General features: G+C 36.2%; 20 protein-coding genes. 10 read left to right on the forward strand and 10 right to left on the reverse strand.

Annotated features, from left to right (window positions below; all coding sequences use genetic code 11):
• The first annotated feature begins 149 nt into the window (after nt 1-149).
• The 7 genes from VBZ51_RS01515 (at nt 150) to VBZ51_RS01545 (ending at nt 5,889) form a co-directional block, all read left to right on the forward strand.
• Entirely contained in the window at nt 150-1,673 is a 1,524-nt protein-coding gene (locus VBZ51_RS01515) for an aldehyde dehydrogenase family protein (RefSeq protein WP_071341499.1), read from the forward strand.
• Between the two features lie 12 nt (nt 1,674-1,685).
• A complete protein-coding gene (locus VBZ51_RS01520; RefSeq protein ID WP_416575840.1) occupies nt 1,686-2,060 on the forward strand; it encodes a DUF779 domain-containing protein in 375 nt (124 codons plus the stop codon).
• Between the two features lie 109 nt (nt 2,061-2,169).
• Nucleotides 2,170-2,397, forward strand: a complete 228-nt coding sequence (gene yidD / locus VBZ51_RS01525) for a membrane protein insertion efficiency factor YidD (RefSeq protein WP_416576256.1) — start codon at nt 2,170-2,172, stop codon at nt 2,395-2,397.
• Nucleotides 2,398-2,651: 254 nt separating this feature from the next.
• On the forward strand, nt 2,652-3,614 hold the full coding sequence (gene lgt, locus VBZ51_RS01530) for a prolipoprotein diacylglyceryl transferase (protein WP_071341498.1): 963 nt from the start codon (nt 2,652-2,654) through the stop codon (nt 3,612-3,614).
• Nucleotides 3,614-4,108 (forward strand): DUF192 domain-containing protein, encoded by a 495-nt coding sequence (locus VBZ51_RS01535; RefSeq protein WP_215996395.1) that lies wholly within the window; start codon nt 3,614-3,616, stop codon nt 4,106-4,108. Before lgt ends, VBZ51_RS01535 begins: the two co-directional genes overlap by 1 nt.
• Before the next feature lie 33 nt (nt 4,109-4,141).
• Complete coding sequence (locus tag VBZ51_RS01540) at nt 4,142-4,666, forward strand: GNAT family N-acetyltransferase (RefSeq protein WP_058103659.1); 525 nt, start codon at nt 4,142-4,144, stop codon at nt 4,664-4,666.
• Nucleotides 4,663-5,889 (forward strand): ATP-binding cassette domain-containing protein, encoded by a 1,227-nt coding sequence (locus tag VBZ51_RS01545; RefSeq protein WP_416575841.1) that lies wholly within the window; start codon nt 4,663-4,665, stop codon nt 5,887-5,889. The genes VBZ51_RS01540 and VBZ51_RS01545 overlap by 4 nt, the downstream gene beginning before the upstream one ends.
• A 54-nt stretch (nt 5,890-5,943) precedes the next feature.
• On the opposite strand, the gene secDF is transcribed toward VBZ51_RS01545, so the two are convergent.
• The 3 genes from secDF to VBZ51_RS01560 all read right to left on the reverse strand — a co-directional run bounded on the left by secDF (nt 5,944) and on the right by VBZ51_RS01560 (nt 10,690).
• Nucleotides 5,944-8,910, reverse strand: coding sequence for a protein translocase subunit SecDF (secDF, locus tag VBZ51_RS01550; RefSeq protein WP_091606219.1), 2,967 nt, complete (start codon nt 8,908-8,910; stop codon nt 5,944-5,946).
• A gap of 102 nt (nt 8,911-9,012) precedes the next feature.
• Nucleotides 9,013-9,627 carry a hypothetical protein gene (locus VBZ51_RS01555; RefSeq protein WP_074672518.1) on the reverse strand — a complete coding sequence of 205 codons (615 nt, stop codon included), beginning with the start codon at nt 9,625-9,627 and terminating at the stop codon, nt 9,013-9,015.
• A 136-nt stretch (nt 9,628-9,763) separates the two neighbouring features.
• Entirely contained in the window at nt 9,764-10,690 is a 927-nt protein-coding gene (locus tag VBZ51_RS01560; RefSeq protein ID WP_416575842.1) for a malate dehydrogenase, read from the reverse strand.
• Between the two features lie 290 nt (nt 10,691-10,980).
• Between VBZ51_RS01560 and VBZ51_RS01565 the strand changes: the two genes are divergently transcribed.
• Complete coding sequence (locus VBZ51_RS01565; RefSeq protein WP_416575843.1) at nt 10,981-11,358, forward strand: hypothetical protein; 378 nt, start codon at nt 10,981-10,983, stop codon at nt 11,356-11,358.
• Nucleotides 11,359-11,614: 256 nt separating this feature from the next.
• Here VBZ51_RS01565 and VBZ51_RS01570 read toward each other — a convergent pair whose 3' ends face one another.
• Nucleotides 11,615-12,631 carry a DUF6588 family protein gene (locus VBZ51_RS01570; protein ID WP_099189404.1) on the reverse strand — a complete coding sequence of 339 codons (1,017 nt, stop codon included), beginning with the start codon at nt 12,629-12,631 and terminating at the stop codon, nt 11,615-11,617.
• Nucleotides 12,632-12,702: 71 nt separating this feature from the next.
• Nucleotides 12,703-14,643, reverse strand: a complete 1,941-nt coding sequence (gyrB, locus tag VBZ51_RS01575; RefSeq protein WP_091606230.1) for a DNA topoisomerase (ATP-hydrolyzing) subunit B — start codon at nt 14,641-14,643, stop codon at nt 12,703-12,705.
• Between the two features lie 408 nt (nt 14,644-15,051).
• Between gyrB and VBZ51_RS01580 the strand changes: the two genes are divergently transcribed.
• Entirely contained in the window at nt 15,052-15,237 is a 186-nt protein-coding gene (locus tag VBZ51_RS01580; RefSeq protein WP_058103667.1) for a CsbD family protein, read from the forward strand.
• Between the two features lie 87 nt (nt 15,238-15,324).
• Here the strand turns inward: VBZ51_RS01580 and asnB are convergent, their stop codons facing one another.
• A complete protein-coding gene (gene asnB, locus VBZ51_RS01585; RefSeq protein WP_058103668.1) occupies nt 15,325-16,998 on the reverse strand; it encodes an asparagine synthase B in 1,674 nt (557 codons plus the stop codon).
• Nucleotides 16,999-17,245: 247 nt separating this feature from the next.
• Here asnB and VBZ51_RS01590 point away from each other — a divergent pair, with 247 nt between their 5' ends.
• The gene (locus tag VBZ51_RS01590; protein WP_058103669.1) at nt 17,246-17,785 is read left to right on the forward strand and encodes a DUF2911 domain-containing protein; all 540 of its coding nucleotides are present in this window, start codon (nt 17,246-17,248) and stop codon (nt 17,783-17,785) included.
• Nucleotides 17,786-17,851: 66 nt separating this feature from the next.
• Here VBZ51_RS01590 and VBZ51_RS01595 read toward each other — a convergent pair whose 3' ends face one another.
• The 4 genes from VBZ51_RS01595 to VBZ51_RS01610 form a co-directional block, all read right to left on the reverse strand.
• Complete coding sequence (locus tag VBZ51_RS01595) at nt 17,852-19,477, reverse strand: amidohydrolase (protein ID WP_416575844.1); 1,626 nt, start codon at nt 19,475-19,477, stop codon at nt 17,852-17,854.
• Between the two features lie 98 nt (nt 19,478-19,575).
• On the reverse strand, nt 19,576-20,004 hold the full coding sequence (locus VBZ51_RS01600; RefSeq protein WP_074672511.1) for a hypothetical protein: 429 nt from the start codon (nt 20,002-20,004) through the stop codon (nt 19,576-19,578).
• Between the two features lie 78 nt (nt 20,005-20,082).
• Nucleotides 20,083-21,900 (reverse strand): DUF885 domain-containing protein, encoded by a 1,818-nt coding sequence (locus tag VBZ51_RS01605; protein ID WP_416575845.1) that lies wholly within the window; start codon nt 21,898-21,900, stop codon nt 20,083-20,085.
• A gap of 76 nt (nt 21,901-21,976) precedes the next feature.
• Complete coding sequence (locus VBZ51_RS01610; protein WP_058103672.1) at nt 21,977-22,735, reverse strand: NYN domain-containing protein; 759 nt, start codon at nt 22,733-22,735, stop codon at nt 21,977-21,979.
• Nucleotides 22,736-22,796: the final 61 nt, after the last annotated feature.

Raw genomic sequence — 22,796 nt, forward strand, 5'->3', positions numbered from 1 at the left:
AAAAAATCATAAAATCAATAATTGATAGGATTGTTCATATTATTCGTAGAATGCGTCAGACAAAAGATATAAGTGTAGGGTACATTTAGAATATCGTATTGACTAGCTCCCAATACATACATTTCTAATATTAACTTAAATCATATACTATGAGCACAACAGCAACTGTAGAAAAAGACGTACTTCAAAAACCCAAATTTAAAAATCAATATGAAAATTATATTGGTGGCAAATGGGTAGCCCCAAGTAAAGGAGAATACTTTGAAAATATTTCTCCGGTAGACGGTAAATCGTTTACAAAAATACCGAGATCAACATCTGAAGATATTGAAAAGGCAATTGATGCCGCATGGGAAGCTGCACCTTCATGGAATTCATCTTCTGCGACCGAAAGAAGCAATATGCTATTAAGGATTGCCGATAAAATAGAACAAAACCTTGAGGTGTTGGCTAGAGCCGAAACTTGGGACAACGGTAAAGCCATTAGAGAAACACGCGCTGCAGATTTACCTTTGGCCGTAGATCATTTTAGATATTTTGCAGGTGTCATTAGAGCAGAAGAAGGCTCGGTCAGTGAATTGGATGCTAACACTGTGGCATTGAACGTTACTGAACCATTAGGAGTCGTTGGTCAAATTATACCTTGGAACTTCCCACTACTAATGGCAACGTGGAAACTGGCTCCGGCTTTAGCTGCAGGTAACTGTGTAGTATTAAAACCAGCAGAGCAAACACCTGTGGGAATCTTAATATTAATGGAAATTATTGAAGGGATATTACCTGATGGAGTACTTAATATCGTAAACGGATTTGGTGCTGAGGCAGGTAAACCTTTGGCATCTAGCCCTAGAATAGACAAAATAGCCTTTACCGGTGAAACAACAACAGGTCAATTAATTATGCAATACGCATCAAAAAACATTACCCCTGTTACTCTTGAACTTGGTGGAAAGTCACCGAACATTTTCTTTGAGAGTATTATGGATGCCGATGATGAATTCTTTGACAAATGTTTGGAAGGCGCCAATATGTTCGCCTTAAACCAAGGCGAAGTCTGTACTTGTCCTTCTAGAATGTTGGTACAAGAAAGTATTTACGAAAAATTCATTGAACGTGTAATTGAGCGTACTAAAGCTATTAAAATGGGGCATCCTCTAGACCCTAATACCATGATGGGCGCGCAAGCATCAAACGATCAATTTGAAAAAATACTTAGCTATATTAATATAGGAAAAGAAGAAGGTTGTGAAATCCTTACAGGAGGCGCACAAGCCTATAATGAAGGTTTGGAAGGTGGATATTATGTACAACCGACTATTTTAAAAGGAAATAACAAAATGCGCGTTTTTCAGGAAGAAATTTTTGGCCCCGTACTTTGTGTAACCACTTTCAAAGATGAAGCAGAGGCCATAGAAATTGCAAATGACACCCTATATGGATTGGGTGCCGGCGTTTGGACACGTGATACCCACCAGGCATACCAGATTTCAAGAGCCATAAAAGCCGGTAGAGTTTGGGTAAATTGCTATCACCTATATCCTGCACATGCACCATTTGGTGGATACAAAAAATCAGGTATCGGTAGGGAAAACCATAAAATGATGTTGGCACACTATCGCCAAACCAAAAACATGCTTATTTCTTACGATAAGAAAAAAATGGGATTCTTTTAAAAACGAAATACGATGAAGACAAAAAGAGTTTTGGTAACTAAAAAAGCCGCAGAAGTAATTGCACAGCTAAAAGAGAAACACGGTGAACTTATGTTCCACCAAAGTAGCGGTTGCTGTGACGGTTCCTCACCCATGTGTTTTGAAAAAGGCGATTTAATGCTGGATGATAACGATGTTTGGCTTGGCACTATTGAAGGTTGTGACTTTCATATGTCAAAAGATCAGTTTGAATATTGGAAACACACCCAGCTGACTGTTGACGTTACCCCAGGTATTGGCTCTAGTTTTTCATTGGAAATTCCGTTAGGTCTTCGATTTTTGATCAAATCTAGGTTATATTCCGAAGAAGAGGCCGAACATTTAGAACCCATAAGAATAGGAGCCTAAACAAAAACCATTTTAATTTTAGAAGTCCGGATGCAAACCATCCGGGCTTCTTATTTTATATAGTTAATCCTTTTATAGTAAATTTGGCTATCAATTTATCATCGTGAAAATCTCCTTAAAAAAAATTCTTATTGCTCCTTTCATATTTATAGTCCGGTTTTACCAAGTGGCAATTTCCCCTTATACCCCAGCAACATGTAGATACTCCCCTACTTGTTCTCAATACACCTTAGAAGCATTAAAAAAACATGGTCTATTTAAAGGAGGTTGGTTGGCAACAAAGCGTATTTTTAGCTGCAATCCTTGGGGTGGAAAAGGCTACGACCCAGTTCCTTAAATAAGGATCAAAATCAAAAATCGAGTTCAAGCTCAAAAAAACTAATAAAATTTAAAGGTTTCGTTGGTCAAAACTTTGACTTAGTCAAATCACCAAATATTTCTATATTTCCACCTGTATATTCCATTCTCTATTCTCCATTTTCTCTCATTTCCATACTTAACTCTCTTTTAACTCATAACAAAATCAATTTCCCAAATCTTACGGCTAGGTAGATTTCTATTTTATTATCTTAGCCATTCAAAATTCAACACATGCATTTCTTAGGAATTACTTGGAATCCGAACGAGACACTTTTCAATATTGGTTTCATTCAAATAAAGTATTACAATCTACTTTGGATAACCGCCTTTGCCTTAGGTTGGTTTCTTATGAAAAAGATTTTTCTTAACGAGAAAAAATCGGTAGAACAATTAGATTCCCTATTCATCTACACCGTTCTAAGCACCATGCTAGGGGCAAGATTAGGTCATGTGTTTTTTTATGACTGGGCATATTACTCTAATCACCTAATTGAGATTTTAATACCTGTACGCGAAAGTGATACTGGCAGTCTACTTTTTGGTTTAATAGATGGTTATGAATTTACCGGCTTTACTGGTCTAGCCAGTCATGGAGCTACACTTGGTATTATAATTGGCACCTATTTGTATACAAGAAAATATCCTGAATTTAACATGTTATGGATTTTTGACAGAATGGTAATACCTGTTGCCATTGGGGCTTTTTGCGTTCGTTTAGGTAATTTTTTCAACTCTGAGATCAACGGTAAAGTGGTAGATGAAAATTTCATTTTTGCCACAAAGTTTATTCGTGATTCAGATGACTTACACCCATCAAAAGCATTGGGTATTACCCAAGAGAAAACACTGAACGCCGCTTATGCCGCTATAGAAAATAACCCACAGTTCTCTCAATATCTAGCAGAAATTCCATACCGTCATCCAGCCCAATTATATGAAGGAATAGGTTATATTTTCATTTTTATTCTGTTGTATTTTCTATATTGGAAAACAGATAAAAAGAACAAAACCGGTTATTTATTCGGGTTGTTCTTCGTATTACTTTGGACAGTTCGTTTCTTTGCTGAATTCGTTAAGAAAAGTCAAGGCGGATTTGAAGAATCGTTAGGTTTACTATCTACCGGTCAATGGTTAAGTATCCCCTTTATACTAGTAGGTTTCTATTTCATGTTCAGAAAAACAAAAACTGCGTAATGTTCAGTAAAATAAATAAAGGCTTGATAGTAGTGGCTACCATAGCTACTTTAGCTTTTTCATGCAAGGAAGAATCTAAAAAGACCATAGCTACAGAAACTATTGATTTTTCACATGAAGGAGATTTAACTATTTTTCTAAACTCCAGTGACACCGTTAAAACCAAATTCAATATTGAATTTGCCGAGACAGATTATGAAACCCAAACCGGACTAATGTACCGAAAAGGTATGGCAATCAATGAAGGTATGTTATTCATTTTTCCTGATGAAAGAATGCATTCTTTTTACATGAAGAACACAGAGTTTCCATTAGATATCATCTATATAAAAGAAAATTTGAAAATTGCCAGTTTTCAAGAAAATGCACAACCACTAAATGAAGATGGTTTATCTTCACAAGTACCCATAAAATACGTACTAGAGATTAATGCAGGTCTATCCCAAGAATTGGGCTTATCTATTGGTGATAGCATTAGTTTTAGCAGAAAGTAATATCTTAATCCTGCGTTTAATTCAAAGAGAATAATGCCAGCATATGTTTTATTCAATGAAGAATCTGATCGTTTACTTTTTAAAGAAGTAAAACCATTAGATTTTGAACACTGGCTACCATTTCATGAAGAACCATTAAGCAGCCAATACTGGTCTGGACTACCAAACGACCCTAGAGTTGCCTGCGAAGAACAATTTCAAAGAATCTTTGAGAGATATAAGGCAAACCTAGGTGGTTTAAATGCTTTATTTTTAAAAGGCACCAACACCCTGGTTGGACTCTGTGGTGTTCTATTACAACAGGTAGATGGTAAACAAGAGTTTGAAATTGGTTATTCCATTCTACCAGAATATTGGCGAAAAGGTTTCGCATTTGAGGCTGCAGAAAAGTGCAAACATATAGCATTTGAAAAAAAATGGACAAACAGTTTAATTTCAATTATACAGGTAGATAATATTCCATCGCAAAAAACGGCATTGAAAAATGGTATGTTTATAGATTTCACCACTACTTACCATAATAACACAGTACATATTTATAGAATAAACGCAAAATGAATCATTGGGTAATATATTTAGACAACAACTCAAACAAGAAAGGTTTCATTAAAGATTTTCAACAAGGAAGAACACCTATTGAACTCCAATATTTTAAACAAAAAACAGGAAGACTTTTCTCTCATTTTACTCTAGAAAAATTAATAGACGAGGAAGATAAACATGATATTAAGATCATTAGCAGTGTTGGGCAATCGTTAAAAACAATGTCTAGTGGAGAGCAAAAAAGAGCCTTGTTACATTACTTGCTTAATGAACGGCCAGATTATATAATACTAGATAATCCTTTTGATAATTTGGACATTTCCTTTCAAGAAAATCTTAAAACCATACTTGTAAATCACTCAAAGCATATTTCCTTTATTCAACTGGCCAGTAGAAAAGAAGACACTCTTTCTTTTATCAACCATTATGGCAGTATTATAAAGAACAACTTTCAAGTTATAGAAAGTCCGCTTTCTGCTGAAATCCAAATCCCAGAAAGCTTTACAACCATCACCGTTCCACAATCGGGTATTGACTTTATTAACTTGCCTAATATGTTGATAAATTTTAAAGATGTAAGTATTTCCTATGGTGAAAAGAAAATATTGAACAGTATTAATTGGACAGTGAACAAAGGTGACTTTTGGCAGCTATCAGGCACCAATGGCAGTGGTAAATCTACTATACTTTCCATGATTTTTGGTGACAACCCAAAAGCCTATGGTCAAAACATTCACCTATTTGGCAGTAAAAAAGGTAGTGGTGAAAGTGTATGGGACATCAAGAAAAAGATAGGTTATTACGCTCCTGCGATGACCGATAAGTTCAGCGGAAGACACTCAATAGAAAATATGCTTATCTCCGGTTTAAATGATTCTGTAGGCTTATATGTAAAGCCAACAGCGTTTCAGCAAAGAATAATAAAGCAATGGCTGGCGCTATTAGACCTTAGTGATATTAAAAACACTTTTTTCAATGCTTTATCTACGGGTAAACAAAGACTGGTTATGACGGCACGCGCCATGGTAAAGCAACCACCATTATTAATATTAGATGAACCCACAGCAGGTATGGATGATGATTCCGCTGCATTGTTAGTAGCTTTGGTCAACAAATTTGCAGAAGAGACGGACACCGCGATCATCTTTGTTTCCCATAGAAAAGAAAAAGGTCTAAAACCAAAACAGACCTTTTACCTTACTCCACATGAAACTGGTTCAACCGGTAGTATAAAATAGAAAAAGCCGTTCATTTCTGAACGGCTTTTATATTTGAGTTAGTTAAACTCTTGATTACTCTTTACCAGAGGTAATTTTCTTGCTCAACGCATCGAACATTACAGGAGTTGCAATAAATACAGAAGAGTAAGTACCTACAACAACACCTACGATCATTGCGAACATAAATCCTCTTAATGATTCTCCACCAAATATGAAGATGGCCAAAAGTACAATTAAGGTAGTCAAAGAAGTATTCAAAGTTCTACTTAACGTACTGTTTATTGCATAGTTAATGTTAGAACCGCCTTTCCAGCCGCGTTCTGCCAAAGTCTCACGAATACGGTCAAATACTACCACCGTATCATTCAATGAGTAACCGATTACTGTCAAAATAGCTGCAATAAATGCTTGATCTATTTCCATGTTAAACGGCATCAATTTTCCAAATATAGAGAACACACCTAAAACGATCAATACATCATGGAATACCGCAACAACGGCACCCAATGAGAACTGCCATCTTCTAAATCTAAATAGGATGTATAAGAATACTACTGCCAATGAACCCAGAATTGCCAAAAAGGCATTATTCTTAATATCATCTGCAATGGTAGGACCAACCTTTACAGATTGTAATATTCCTACTGCCTCATCATCAACACCTCCTAAAACAAAAGCATCTTTACTTATACCGTCTGGCAAGTATTTTTGTAAAGAAGTGTATAACTTATCTTGAATTTCAGTATCTACCTCAATTCCTTCAACATCAACTTTATAAGGAGTAGTTATTTTTACCTGGTTAGACTCTCCGTAAGTTTTCACGTTAGTTCCACTACCAAATACGGTATTTAATTCTGATGCAATTTCAGAAGGGTTAACAGGCTGCTCAAAACGAACAGTATAAGAACGACCGCCCACAAAGTCAACACCTTGTTGCAATCCAGGACCAAAGAACAAAGAGAATAAGCCTACGGCAACCAATATTCCAGAAACAACGTAAGCTATCTTTCTCTTGATCAAGAAATCGATATTGATTCCCTTGAATAGGTTTTTTGTAATTCCGGTTGAGAAATCCAAGCTTCTACCTTTTCCTCCAATATACCAATCAACCAAAAGACGGGTGATAAATATTGCGGTAAATAAAGAAGTTATAATACCGATCAATAACGTTGTTGCAAAACCTTTAATTGGTCCAGATCCAAAAACGAATAATATGATTGCAGTTAAACCTGTAGTAATATTCGCATCTAAGATTGATGACAATGCATTACCAAAACCATCGGCAACGGCTTGACTTTTACCTTTACCTTTTGCCAATTCTTCTTTAATACGCTCAAAGATAAGTACGTTGGCATCAACAGACATACCGATCGTTAATACGATACCTGCGATACCAGGTAGAGTCAACACAGCATTCAAACTGGTTAACACACCAAAGATCAACAAGATGTTCAATAACAAAGCAACATCTGCGAAAGCACCTGCTTTACCATAATATGCGATCATCCATAACAGAACAATTGCCATAGCGATCAAGAAAGACATAAAACCACTATCAATAGCTTCTTGACCTAAAGAAGGACCAACAATCTCTGACTGAATAATTTCTGCAGAAGCAGGAAGTTTACCGGCTCTAAGTACGTTAGAAATATCTTTTGTTTCGTTTACCGTAAAGTCTCCGGTAATTTCTGAACGACCACCAGAGATAGGACCAGAAGAAACACCAGGAGCAGTGTACACTTTGTTATCCAAAACAATAGCTATACCTGTTTGATTGCTATAAGCATCACCCGTTAATTTTTCCCATTCTTTAGCTCCTTTGGTATTCATGGTCATTGAAACTGCAGGCTTACTGAACTGATCAAAATCCGCTCTAGCATCACTTACAACATCACCACTAATTCTTGGCGTACCATCGCGGTTAGATTTTAATGCATATAAATCAATAACCTCTGTATCTTCTGAAGATGGTCTTTCCCATACAAACTTTGTAAACTGGATATCTGCAGGCAACAATCTTCTAATTTCTGGCATTCTAAAATAAGAACCAATAGTAGCGGTATCTTTTATAGCTGCACGAAACATTGCATTTGAACCTGGGTTAGCAGGAATCAATAACTCATACAAAGGATTCACTTGTGTTGCCAAATCCAAAGAATCTGCAGAAACATCGGACAACAAAGAATCTAACTCTGACTCTTCTTTAATTTGCTCTGGTTCTTTTACTTCAACTATTTCTTTTAGCTTTTCATTCGCTTGAATTAAGAATGTACTAAAACTGGTATTGCTTTGCTTATACGTTTCCCAAAACTCCAATTGAGCAGTACTTGATAAAAGATCTTGCGCACGAGCAATATCTCTTGCACCTGGTAACTCTACCAATATACGACCAGAATTACCTTCTCTTTGAATGTTTGGCTGTGTAACACCAAAACCATCAATACGCTCTCTTAATACTTCAAAAGCAGATACTATAGATTCATCTATTTTTCTTCTAATGATAGGTTTAACCTCATCATCTGACATTTGAAAATTAATTTCATCACTAAGACCTTTGTTAGCAAAGATATCTGGTGAAGCCAATTTAGTATCTCCCTTTATTGCGTCAAAAGCTTCAAAGAAAAGTTCAATATACGTATCATCGCTATTTTTAGAGGCTGCATCGGCATCTGCCAAAGCCTTGTTGAAAACTGGACTCTTTGTATTATTAGCCAATCCTTTTAGGATGTCCTTTACTGAAATTTGAAGGGTAACATTTATACCCCCTTTAAGGTCAAGACCTTTGTTCAATTCTTTCTTTTTAGCCTCATTATAATTGGTGTAGCCAAAAACGGTATTATTACCGATAGAATCAAGATAGCTTGCCGCTACCATTTCTCGCTTTGCCACGTAACCCTCTTCTGCCTCAGACACACGACTGGCCGCGAAGGTATTCGCTTCTTTTTCTACTTTGCTTGTAACAAAAGTATAGGATAGCTGGTAAATACTAACTAACCCGAATAATAAAGCAAATAGCTTTATAAGTCCCTTATTCTGCATTTTTATTTATTTAATTTATGTTGATTATACTTATTAAGTAGTTTAAAAATCTAGGCGCAATACTTTTTCGCAAAATAATTACGTCTTATTAGATGTTGTAGTTTAGCTATTTCTGATCCAGGTGGGTCCTGCCCTTACCTCTGGAATTTGATGTGAAGTATTATTTGCAACAATAGCAACCTTACTATTGATTTTAAGAGCCAATTCTACAGTAGCATTGAACTCTAAAGTAAATTTATTGGTTAAAGGCGGTACTACCGGAATAACCTTGGAATCAAAATTATGATCTTGACCAGCAACAAGTGTGGCTTTTATTTGATATCCATTATCAGTATGCTGATGAAGATCTAAAACAACCAGATTATATTGACCGGGTAGTCCATCAGAATCATCTTCGGTTGGAATTTCATCTTCATTCGCTAAAAACCGACCTTCTTGTGAAAGAAACTTTTTAACGCTCTCAGCATCAACATCACTGTAATAACGAATACTTAATTGTGTTTCGTCATTCTCTATTACCTCAATGGTATCGACACCTAAAACCTGTAATTTTTTAGTTATTACAGCCAATATTTCATCATGGGCAGTATTTGAAGCTAATTCCACATCAGCAAATTCCAATGAAATTTGTTGATTAGAAGCTTTCTTTTGCTCTTGACATAACCCTAATAGGGCTAGAATAATAAATAAAGTACTTACGCACCATTTTGCATTCATGCGGCAAATATAAAAAGAAAAATATGCTAGGTAGTATATTTTTTTACAATATATGTACCTGAAGCCTATCTTCTTAGAAAAAGAAACCCTTTGCAACAATGTCACAAAGGGTTCAAATATGATTTAGCGGTATTAACTACAGCTCTAAAAGTCCGTTAGTTTTACTTACACCAGCAGCACTTTCCTGCATTTTAGCTTTTTCAGCATCACTTAAAGGTATATCAACTACTTTCTCTATACCGTCTTTACCTAAAATTACAGGAACACCAATACAGATATCTTTAAGACCGTATTCACCATCAAGCAATGTAGAACAAGGGAACATTTTCTTCTGATCACAAGCAATTGCCTGTACCATAGAAGAAACTGCTGCACCAGGAGCATACCAAGCGCTAGTACCTAATAACTTGGTCAAAGTTGCACCACCTACTTTAGTATCATCCGCTACTTGTTGTAATCTTTCTTCTGATAAGAATTCAGACACACGTATGCTATTTCTGGTTGCATGAGATGTTAATGGCACCATACCGGTATCACTATGACCACCAATTACCATACCGTCTATATCAGAAATAGGAGCTTCCATAGCCTCTGCTAAACGATACTTAAAACGTGCGCTGTCTAAAGCACCACCCATACCTATTATTCTGTTCTTTGGTAAACCAGTAGTTTTATGTACCAAGTACGTCATAGTATCCATAGGGTTACTTACTACGATAATGATGACATTAGGAGAATGCTCTAAAAGATTGCTAGAAACCGTTTTTACGATTCCTGCATTAATACCGATCAATTCTTCTCTGGTCATACCTGGTTTTCTTGGAATACCAGATGTAATTACCGCAACATGACTATCGGCCGTTTTAGAATAATCGTTTGTGCTACCTGTTATTTTTGTATCAAAACCGTTTAATGACGCAGTTTGCATTAAATCCATTGCTTTACCTTCCGCATAGCCTTCTTTAATGTCCAAAATAACCACTTCTGATGCAAAATCTTTAATGGCAATGTATTCTGCACAACTAGCACCTACTGCACCAGCACCAACTACTGTAACTTTCATTTATTATTATTTTATGAATTATTATATATAAAATGGAATAGCCATCTTATGTGTATTGAATTTTCACTTCAAAAATAGGTATTTATTGACGAATTATGCTACTAGCCACTTGATTTAATTAACTGAAAAAGTGATTAAAAACATCGATAAAATGCACATTTTGTTAAAAAAAATTACGCTTTAACGAAGAAATCGTCAAATAGTGACCATACATCGAATTTTAATAATAAGCCGAAACTAGTCACGTTAAATACTATGGATCCCAAATCCACCATAAAATTAACCTACTTATGACTAAGAAGTTCCTCTCTTTGTTGGCCATATGTGCCATTGTGTTTCTTGCGAACTGTTCTCGCATTGAACAAAACACCGATCCCATCATTGGAATTTGGTCACAATCCGATTTGACCGTAACTGAAAGCTCTTCTAAACAAACTATTCGTAAAGAGTGGATTTTTAATGATGTCTTTCTTGGTAGATATCATGAAATTGAAGGTTCTACCATTACCTTAAAAACAGACTTTAACTGGTCTAAACAAGACGATGTTTATACGGTTGAGTATAAAGGTCTAGAAGGAAAGCCCAATAATATTATCACCATAAAATCTTCTGAAGAGAATGTTTACCTTCAAAAGAAAGATGGTGCCACCTTGGCAATAAGGGAATAAACGATTTTAACAGGGCCATGGGAAAAAGGCTGTCCGGAGGGATCTGGGCAGTCTTTTTTATTCCTATGTGTTCTCTATTTGTTGGTTGTCGGAAACAAGAGAATTCAAGTTCAAGTTTAAAAATCAAGGTATATCAAAAGCCTGATTTATCTCAAAATCAATACTATTTAGCATCTCTTAATACAACGCTGGAACAGGGATGAACCCAAAATCCTCAATACTTGATTTTTAAACCTTGATATTATTTACTTTTGATTTACCTAAAACCAAAATTTATACCTACAGTAGCAGTATTGAATTCTCCTAGATTATACTCAGCATTCAGCCTAAAGAAACCTAATTTTAGTTTCGTTCCCAAAGTACCTGTTACCCCATTTACTTTTTTTACGATCGAAAAAGGATCTTCATAAGTTTCAGATTCAAATGGTCCACTATTAACTCTATACGTTCCTAAAACATCTGTTACCGACTTACCAGTAATATAATTTACACCTCCATAAAAATTAATGATAGGCAACTTTGTAGATACTACAGCACCAAATGCCCAACTACTGATTTCTGCCTCTATACGTTGATTTTCACCTTCTATTAACCTGGCATTACTTAAATCATAATCACCATTGATATTCGTATACCCAATAACGGCAGAAATTGCCACTGGTAAAATTTTATCCGCAGGCAACAATTTCGTAAAATCGTGTTGTATACCTAAGCCAAATAGTCCGATAGATGCATCTTCATATTCCATTTTAGGCAAAAACCTTGCTTTAATTTCAGTTCCCTTTATAACACCAACACTTGCTTGCAAATAACCCGACGGTACAAAATCGATATTTTCACCTGCCAAGCCCGATGGCAGCTCAAATGTTTCTCTAACGGTTACTCCCAATACCTCACCTTCTACATAAACCTGAGTTCCAGAAATATCCCCTAAAGCCGTTGACACTTCTCTGGCCACACCTGGGTTTTCCACAAAATCTAAATTCTCATAATCACTGGGATCTAGGATAAAAGTTTTCTTATCCTCCTTGTTCTTAAAGCCCGTGATATTACCGATAATAGAAATTTCAAATCCGCCCAAGGGTTTTGCATCCGCAGTATTATACCACCCGGTTGACATACTATATACCACACTTTCAGAGAGTGGTGCCATATAATCGGTCGTAAATCGTTCTGCATCTTCAACTCCGGCAGCTAGTACATTATTAAAATCTGCCTGAGCAACAGTAGTTAAACATGCCCCTAGAAAAACACACGTAAATAAATTCTTCATGATTCAAATTTTACCTAAAACTAAAAAACCTGCGCCGTAGACGCAGGTTTTTGTTGTGTAATAGGTATTTTCTATGTGTCAATGTTTGCATAAACAGCATTCTTCTCAATAAATTCTCTTCTAGGTGGTACTTCATCACCCATAAGCATTGAGAAAACACGATCGGTTTCAGTTGCGTTGTCTATCGTTATTTGGCGCAATGTTCTGTATTCAGGATTCATGGTTGTATCCCATAATTGTTCAGCGTTCATTTCACCAAGACCCTTATATCTTTGAATACTTACACCACCACTGTAGCTATCTGCAATTTCATCGCGTTCTTTATCACTCCAAGCATATCTCTTTTTCTGACCTTTTTTAACCAGATAAAGAGGTGGAGTAGCAATATAAATATGCCCATTCTCTACCAATTCTCTCATATAACGGAAGAAGAATGTTAAAATCAAGGTTTCAATATGGCTACCATCAACATCGGCATCACACATGATGACTACCTTATGGTATCTTAACTTCTCTAGATTCAATGCTTTACTATCCTCTTCTGTACCTATGGTAACACCAAGGGCAGTATACATATTCTTAATTTCCTCGTTTTCAAAAACCTTATGTTGCATGGCTTTCTCAACATTCAAAATCTTACCTCGAAGCGGTAGGATCGCTTGGAAATTACGATCACGACCCATTTTAGCGGTACCACCCGCCGAATCTCCCTCAACTAGGAATATTTCGCACTTTTCTGGGTCCTGCTCAGAGCAATCTGATAGTTTACCTGGCAAACCACCACCACTCATTACATTCTTACGCTGAACCATTTCACGAGCTTTAGAAGCTGCATGTCTAGCCTGCGCCGCAAGAATTACTTTCTGAACAATGGTCTTAGCATCATCTGGATGCTCCTCTAGGTAATCTGTCAACATTTCAGATACTGCCTGACTCACTGCTGCAGAAACCTCACGGTTTCCTAATTTGGTTTTTGTCTGACCTTCGAATTGCGGCTCAGAAACCTTAACAGACACAATTGCCGTTAAACCTTCACGGAAATCATCACCTTGAATTTCGAATTTTAATTTATCCAGCATACCAGAAGCATCGGCATATTTTTTCAGGGTAGAAGTCAAACCTCTTCTAAATCCTGATAAATGTGTACCACCTTCATGAGTATTAATGTTATTTACATACGAATGAAGATTTTCTGTATAACTGGTGTTATAAATCATAGCAACCTCAACAGGAATATCGTTTTTCTCCCCTTCCATTGCTATAACCCCTTGTATTAAGGACTCACGGTTGCCATCTAAGAACTTAACAAATTCCTTTAATCCTTCATTGGAAAAGAATGTTTCACCAACGTATTCCCCTTTTTCGTCTTTCTGACGTTTATCGGTAATACTAATAGTAACCCCTTTGTTCAAGAAAGAAAGCTCGCGCATTCTATTTGCCAAGGTTTCATAACTATATTCAATAGTTTGGGTGAATATGGTATTATCCGGATGAAAAGTAACTTCTGTACCCCTATCTTCGGTCTCACCTATTCTCTTTACCGGATATAAAGCCTTACCACGCTCATATTCTTGTTGCCAAATTACACCGTCCCTAAAAACCGTAGCGGTCAAATGATCAGAAAGAGCGTTTACACACGAAACACCAACACCGTGAAGACCACCCGATACTTTATAAGAATCTTTATCGAACTTACCACCGGCACCGATCTTGGTCATTACAACCTCAAGTGCAGAAACACCTTCCTTTTTATGTAAATCTACAGGAATACCCCTACCGTTATCTCTTGTAGTTATGGAATTATCTTCATTTATGATAACGCTAATGTTGTCACAATGACCTCCCATAGCCTCATCAATAGAGTTATCGACTACTTCATATACTAAATGGTGCAAACCACGGACCCCAACATCACCTATATACATGGATGGACGCATACGTACGTGCTCCATACCTTCCAAGGCCTGAATACTATCTGCCGAATAATTTTTCTTATTTGCTTCTTCGCTCATAAAATTAAGGTTGTTTTACTTCAAATTTTGCAATCTTACAAATATACGCAATACCCCATGAAATATAGCCTTCCTAGTAATTGGGCAATGGCAAGTTATCAACAATTATTGTGGAAAATTAGAGATTTTATCCTAAAAAACAGAGCTACCTAAAGTATCAATGTTAAGTATGGTTGTATTGAAAACATTAAATAATACAACCAAGACTTCATTTATAGATACCAAATGACCGGAACTATCTATTAAATGTGCAAAACAACATAAAAATGATACACCCGGTCAACAAAACTTCTCAAAATTAACGGTAAAAAAATCAATGTTTGCGTTATTGATCATAATGGTGATTTATTAAGATTTCCTTTACATGTGACCATTAACTTAGAGGTATAATCTTAAAAACAATATATCATGAATGAAGAACAATTTAAAGGAAAGTGGAATATCGCAAAAGGAAAACTTAAGCAAAAGTATGGTGACCTTACAGATGATGATCTAACATATGCTGAAGGTAAGTCTGATGAATTACTGGGAAGAATACAAGAAAAAACCGGTGAATCAAAAGAAAAGCTAAAGCAGATGATCAATGACATCTAAGCAATGATGAAACAATTCATAAAAAAACAAACCCGTCTAAAGAATTAGACGGGTTCTTACAATAAGTATTAATGACTAATTCAAACCCTATTGCTTAACGTATGCATCATCATGAACAAATGCAACCGCTCTACCAGACGGATCGTTCATGTTCTTGAATGCTTCATCCCATTCTAGAGCAATTTGAGTACTACAAGCTACAGAAGCTTCTTGAGGTACGCATAACGCAGCAGCGTCTGAAGGAAAATGCTCTTCAAATATGGAACGGTAATAAAATTCTTCTTTTGATGTAGGTGTCTGTAATGGAAATCTAAATTTAGCGTTCGCCAATTGCTCATCGCTCACCTCTTGGTTTACCACTTCTTTCAAAGTATCTATCCAACTATACCCAACTCCATCAGAAAATTGTTCTTTCTGTCTCCATGCAACACTTTCTGGTAACATATCTTCAAAAGCCTTTCTTACGACCCACTTCTCCATACGCTCACCGTTGATCATCTTATCCTGAGGGTTGATACGCATAGCAACATCCATAAATTCTTTATCCAAGAAAGGAACTCTACCTTCTATTCCCCATGAAGCCAAAGACTTGTTCGCCCTTAAGCAATCATACATATGCAGCTTACTTAACTTACGTACGGTTTCTTCATGAAATTCTTGTGCATTAGGTGCTTTGTGGAAATAAAGATATCCGCCAAACAACTCATCTGCACCCTCACCGGAAAGTACCATTTTAATACCCATAGATTTTATGACACGCGCCATAAGGTACATAGGCGTAGAAGCTCTAATGGTGGTAATATCATAAGTTTCTAAGTTATACACTACATCTTTTATAGCGTCTAAACCTTCTTGTATAGTAAATTTAATTTCATGGTGTACGGTTCCAATATGATCAGCCACCTTTTGTGCAGCAGCTAAATCTGGAGATCCCTCTAGACCTACCGAGAACGAATGTAATTGTGGATACCAAGCATCTGCAGTATCTCCACTCTCAATACGCTTTTGCGCATATTTCTTAGCTATTGCGGAAGTAACCGAAGAATCCAACCCACCAGACAATAAGACACCGTAAGGCACATCAGACATTAATTGTCTATGAACGGCAGCTTCTAAGGCTTCTTTAATTTCCTTAATACTGGTTTCGTTTTCCTTAACCGCATCATACTCCATCCAATCTCTGGAATACCATTTCTTAAGTTCACCGTCTGAACTATGTAAATAATGCCCCGGAGGAAATAACTCTATTTTAGTACATGTACCTTCTAAAGCTTTTAATTCTGATGCTACATAGAAAGTACCATTTTTATCCCATCCCATGTATAATGGAATAATCCCCATATGATCACGAGCTACAAAATATTCGTCCTTTTCCGCATCATAAATTGTGAAACCAAAAATTCCGTTCATTTCATCAATAAAATCAACACCTTTTTCTTGATAAAGCGCTAATATAACCTCACAGTCAGACTCCGTTTTAAAATCGTACTTACCTTCAAACTGCTTACGTAATTCTCTATGATTATATATTTCACCATTGGCAGCCAATATCAATTTACCATTAGGACTCAATAATGGTTGTTTTCCAGAAGCTGGATCTACAATTGCCAAACGCTCATGAGCTAAAATGGCTTTATCATCAGCATAGATACCACTCCAATCCGGACCTCTATGTCTAATCTTTTTTGACATTTCTAAAAGTTGAGGTCTAAGTACTTCAGTACTTTCCTTAACATCAAATGCACATACTATTCCACACATAATCTAATTATTATATCAATTATGATACAAATATCTAGTTGTAGTTTCAATTAACAAACATATATTCCAAATATGCTTACAAATTGTAATTATAAAATTCATTTTATATTATATATGATAGGTTTTAGAAGCAATTAACGTTCTAAATATGGCGAAATGTAACTTTCCAAAATTTAACTTCTTTTTATAAATATCACTGTAAGGAACTGCTTAGTTTTATGACCTAGAAAAAAACTAAACAATAATTATGAAAAAAGTATTTACACTCGCAACATTAATGTTAGCTGTAGTGATGACCACTTCGGTATCTGCTCAAGATTTCTCTGGTATTGACAAAAGCCCTATGGATATGGCTGCTTACCCAACAGATTACAAAGTTTCTGAAAAAGCGGTTCGTATTATTTACGGCAGACCTCAATTAAAAGGCCGTTCTATGGACGAACTGGCTCCAACTGGAAAGGTATGGAGAACTGGTGCCAACGAAGCCCCGGAAATTACTTTCTACAAGGATGTTAATTTTGGAGGTAAAGATATCAAAGCTGGTACCTATTCATTGTTCACCATACCTGGTGAAGAAGAGTGGACCGTAATTTTAAATAAGAATTTAAACCAATGGGGTTCATATTTTTATGATGAATCTGCAGATGTTGCACGTGTAAAAGTACCTAATGGTTCTGATAGCGCTTCATTAGAAGAATTCTCGATTGCATTTAAAGATGCTAAAGGTGGTACATCTTTAGTAATGGGCTGGGATAAGACAAGAGTTGCAGTACCAATTACAATGTAATTTTAAAGTACACAGTATTAAAACAAAAACCTCGGTCTTAGACCGAGGTTTTTTTATGCATCTCTATTATCTAACAATACCATCTATAAACGTTTGTTCTGCCTTTATAGTGGGAATTTCATTTAATGGTATGGTCATCATATCTTTATCATAGATTACAAAATCGGCAGATTTACCAGGTTCTATACTTCCCTTCTCTTCTTCTTCAAAATTTGAATAAGCTGCCCAAATAGTCATTCCTTTTAAAGTCTCTTCCCTTGTCAAGGCTTCTTCCATTTGAAAACCTCCTTTTGGATATCCACTCGTATCTTGTCTGGCCACGGCTGCATAAAAGGTTAAAAACGGACTAACATCCTCTACCGGAAAGTCTGTTCCCAACGCTATAGTACCTGCCTTGTTCAATAAGGTCTTAAAAGCATAAGCCCCTTTTACCCTGTCTCCCAAACGATCTTCCGCCCAATACATATCACTGGTAGCATGTGTAGGTTGTACTGATGGAATTATTCCGCTTTCAAAAAAATCAAAATCGTTATCGGTCAATACTTGGGCATGCTCAATTTTCCAACGTCTATCCTCTTTGCCCTGTAACACTTTTTTATAAGCTCTCAACACAGCAACGTTTGCAGAATCACCTATTGCATGGGTATTCATTTGGTATTCCGACCGTGCCAATTTTTCCGCCAGAGCTTCAATTTCATCTACAGGGGTTATCATAGCACCAAAATGATTGGGCAAATCACTATACTCTTCTTTTAGCGCCGCGCCTCTAGAACCCAATGCCCCATCACCATAAACCTTAACAGACCTAACGTTCAATCGGTCGGTTTTAATTGGTCCTTTGTTTATATAATAATCAACATCTTCCTTATTATTACTGACCATTGCATAGATCTTTATGGATAGCTCACCGGCCTGCTGCAAACTATCAATAAGCTCTATGGTACTTCTATCCAAACCTGCATCGTTGACAGTAGTTAGACCGTGGTTTAAACTAATTCTTTCAGCATCTTTCAATGCCTTAATTTTATCATTTAAACTTGGTGAAGGCATAATACTATCGATCAGTTGCATAGGGTTATCAACCAAAACTCCGGTAATACCAGAATAGCCATTCTCCCATTTCTTCACAATTTCACCACCTTCCACTTTGGTACTCCAATCAATACCCGCCATGTCCAATGCTTTTTGATTCACCAAGTAAGCATGACCGTCTACACGTTCCAATGCAACAGGAATATCAGGAAAAATAGTATCTAATTCGGCTTTAGTAGGGAATTCTTTAACCTCCCAATCATTCTGATCCCAGCCTCTACCCCTCAAAAATGATTTAGGATTTGCTGCATGAAACTCCTTAACACGTTCCAATACCTCGTCAAAACTCTTGGTACCTACTAAATTTACAAGTTGTTGATTAAGTCCTAACCCATAAAAGTGGCAATGTGCATCAATTAATCCAGGGGTAATTGCCCTACCATCAGCATCTATCAACTGATCAGAGGTATACACATCCCTAATTTCATCTGTAGTACCCACAGCAATAAACTTACCGTCTTGAACGGCAAAAGCTTGGGCTTCTGAGAAAGAATCATCAACAGTATAGACCTTTGCATTTACAATAACAAGATCAACTTTTTCTTTCATGAGTTCGCAACCTGTTAAAATAACAAGTAGCATTGGAAGTAGTTTTTTCAAAATAGAATAGTTAGTTAGCAACATTATAAAGCAAACATGAATATGCATGCTTCAAATAATATTGAAAACTAAGTATTTTTTCCTAAAGTTTTAAATATTTATTGTCCAGGTAGTTGACGAACACCAAAAATTTCACTGGTTCCTATTGCAGAATAACTTTCTCCTACAATTTTATCATTCTCTACGACCAATACAAACGACACACGTTTTAGCCCTTCAAAATTTACATTGAAATTAATACCATTATCCTTAACCACCACATCTTGCCCTGTAAGCATACCGGTTCCAAGTTTTACGGCAACATCATAGGAATCACCTTTTTGGGTAATAAAGAACATACCTTTCTCATAAGGTGCATCCACATTTGTCATAGTATATTTCCAAACTCCCAAAACAGAATCTGTACTTATCAAAGCTATCGTTTCTTTTGCAACAGAATTTTTATACGGATAATTTTCCGTAGTTGTAAAAGAGCACAAAACAACGCAAAGCGCTATCACTTGAACTATAAATTTAATGGTCTTCATTAATGGCTATGTTAAACTATAATTTCTAAACGTTGATTCTCATTGATTATTACACCTGTTGATTGGTCTTTAAGCACCTTACATTTCTTGTTGTGCGATCCAATTATCTATCTTCTCTTCTAATAATACCAAAGGCAAACTCCCAGAATTTAATATCTGACTATGAAAATCCCTTATATTAAAATTGTCTCCCAAAGCTTTTTCTGCCTTAGTTCTCAATTGTCTGATCTTTAATTGACCCATTTTATAAGATAAGGCTTGCCCCGGTGTTGCCATATAACGTTCAATTTCAGCAATTATGCTTTCTTCAGATTCTGCCTCGTTATCCAAAGAATATTGTATGGCTTTCTCCCTACTCCAGCCTTTTGCATGAATACCGGTATCTACCACTAATCTTATAGCTCTATGCATCTCCATACTCAACATACCAAAATATTGATAAGGGTCAGTATAAATTCCCAATTCCTTGCCTAACGACTCTGCATAGAGAGCCCAACCTTCTACAAACACACCCATACTTTCAGGATGTAAAAACTCTGGAAGACTATTGTTCTCTTGCTGTAAGCTTAATTGAAAATGGTGGCCCGGTATGGCCTCATGTAAAAACAATGCCTCATCATGAACCATATTATACGCCTTTGCATCTGGAATTGGCACATAAAAAATACCTGCCCTAGAACCATCTTTTGATCCAGGCACATACTCGGCACTGGCAGATGCTTCTCTAAACGCTTCCGTTCTTCGTACATTGAAACCTGCCTTAGGGGTTAAATTAAATAAAGAATCTATACGCACGGCTATGCGGTCATTAATGGCATTAAAATTTTCTATAACCTCTTCTGGTTTAGAAAAAGGCATTAATTCTTTCTTATTTCTAAGAGAACTGAAAAAAGACTTTAAATCCCCCGTAAATCCAATTTCATTTTTAATAGCTTCCATCTCTTTGGAAATACGATCTACTTCAGACAAACCCAATTCATGAATTTCATCTGCGCTCATATTCGTAGTCGTATGTAATTTAATTAAATACTTGTACGTCTCCTTACCATTTGGCAAATCTAGCAAGCCGCTAGACGCTCTACATTTAGGCAAGTACTCATTTGTTAAAAAATCATCTAACTCCACATATTTGGGTGTCAACTTCTCTTGAATAAAATCTTCATAGTTACTTTTCAGAATATCCATATCTACATCAGATATACCATCCGGAAAATTTAAAACGGGTTTAAAGAATAAATTATCTTCTAATGGAACATCTATAAAAGAACGAACTTGCGGCAACATTTTTAATGTCAATACCTTTGGCAATACTATACCTTTGTCCAGGCCCACCTTCATTTTTTCTATTGAAGTATCTAAAAAAATAAGGTAATCCTCTAATCTACTGAGCCAGTTATTATAATCTTCTATGCTTTTAAAAGGCTGAACACTGGTACCACCTGCCAATTGCGCCACGTACAAATGCAACGATTGTATTTGAAAAAGGGGCATTAACTCAAAACTGGGCAGATCATAAATTGGTGATGCCACAGTAACCATAGGATTCATGACACCTTCTAGTTTTACATTACAATCCCATTGCATTACGCGTAGACTCATGTAGTCTTCCGCACTGATCTGAGTGGAGTCATACTTACCTAACTCCTCTAAGAAGTAGGTATACCGATCTTTTAAATGTAAAATATAGTCGTCTGAAATGTAATTGGCTATGGTGTCATTATACTCATAATAACCAGCTTTGGTAGCCTCTATAGGATTAATTCCTTTTTTGAATTCATAAAATTCAGCAAACACCTCAGCAATTGGTCTTTCTAAATTTACTTGCTCTTTTTTTGAGGATTCTTTACATGACCCCAAAATAATAACAACAGCCAAAAACCACAGCTTACGATACATAGCATTTTAATTTGTACTGAAAAATACAAACTAATATGATCGTTTTAAAACAATAGTAGTGAAATACAGTTTTGTTTTACTTTTTTGCCTTTGAAGAAACCTTCTCCTTAATTTTTACGTAAATTAATTTTTTACGCCCTTTGGAGTCTTCACGTCTTTCAATTTCAAAATGTGGGATGGAATTGATCAAAGGCGTCAATTTTTGAAATCCATAATTACGAGAATCAAAATTGGGTTGCTTTTTCTGAAGCAAACTACCAACATCACCTAAAAAAGCCCATCCGTCATCATCGGCTACATCGTCAATAGTGGTGGCAATAAAGCGTAATGCCTTTGGGGTAATTTTATCAACGGTATTTTTTTCAGTAGGGGTCTTATTGTTATCCGCAGCTTCTTCTTCGCTTCTACTTTTAAGAATTTCAATATAGATGAACTTATCGCAAGCCACAATAAATGGATTGGGTGTTTTGCGTTCACCAATTCCAAAAACCTGCATGCCTGCTTCTCGCAATCTTGTTGCCAGTCTCGTAAAATCACTATCACTACTTACAATACAAAATCCGTTTACTTTACCAGAATATAAGATATCCATAGCATCGATAATCATAGCAGAATCGGTTGCATTCTTACCTTGGGTATACCCATATTGTTGAATAGGTGTTATGGCATTCTCCAGCAGTACGTTTTTCCATTTTCCCAAACGCGGATTGGTCCAATCGCCATAAATACGTTTAATGGTAGGGTTGCCATATTTGGCAATTTCTTCCATCATTTCTTTTACATAGGCAGAAGGTATATTATCCCCATCTATCAGTACCGCTAAATTCAAATCCATTTGTAGTGTTTTTGTAAAGATAGATTGATTTCTACTTGAACCACAATATGTTGACCGATAA

The organism is Maribacter sp. HS (assembly GCF_048059195.1).
Taxonomy (GTDB): Bacteria; Bacteroidota; Bacteroidia; order Flavobacteriales; family Flavobacteriaceae; genus Maribacter; species Maribacter dokdonensis.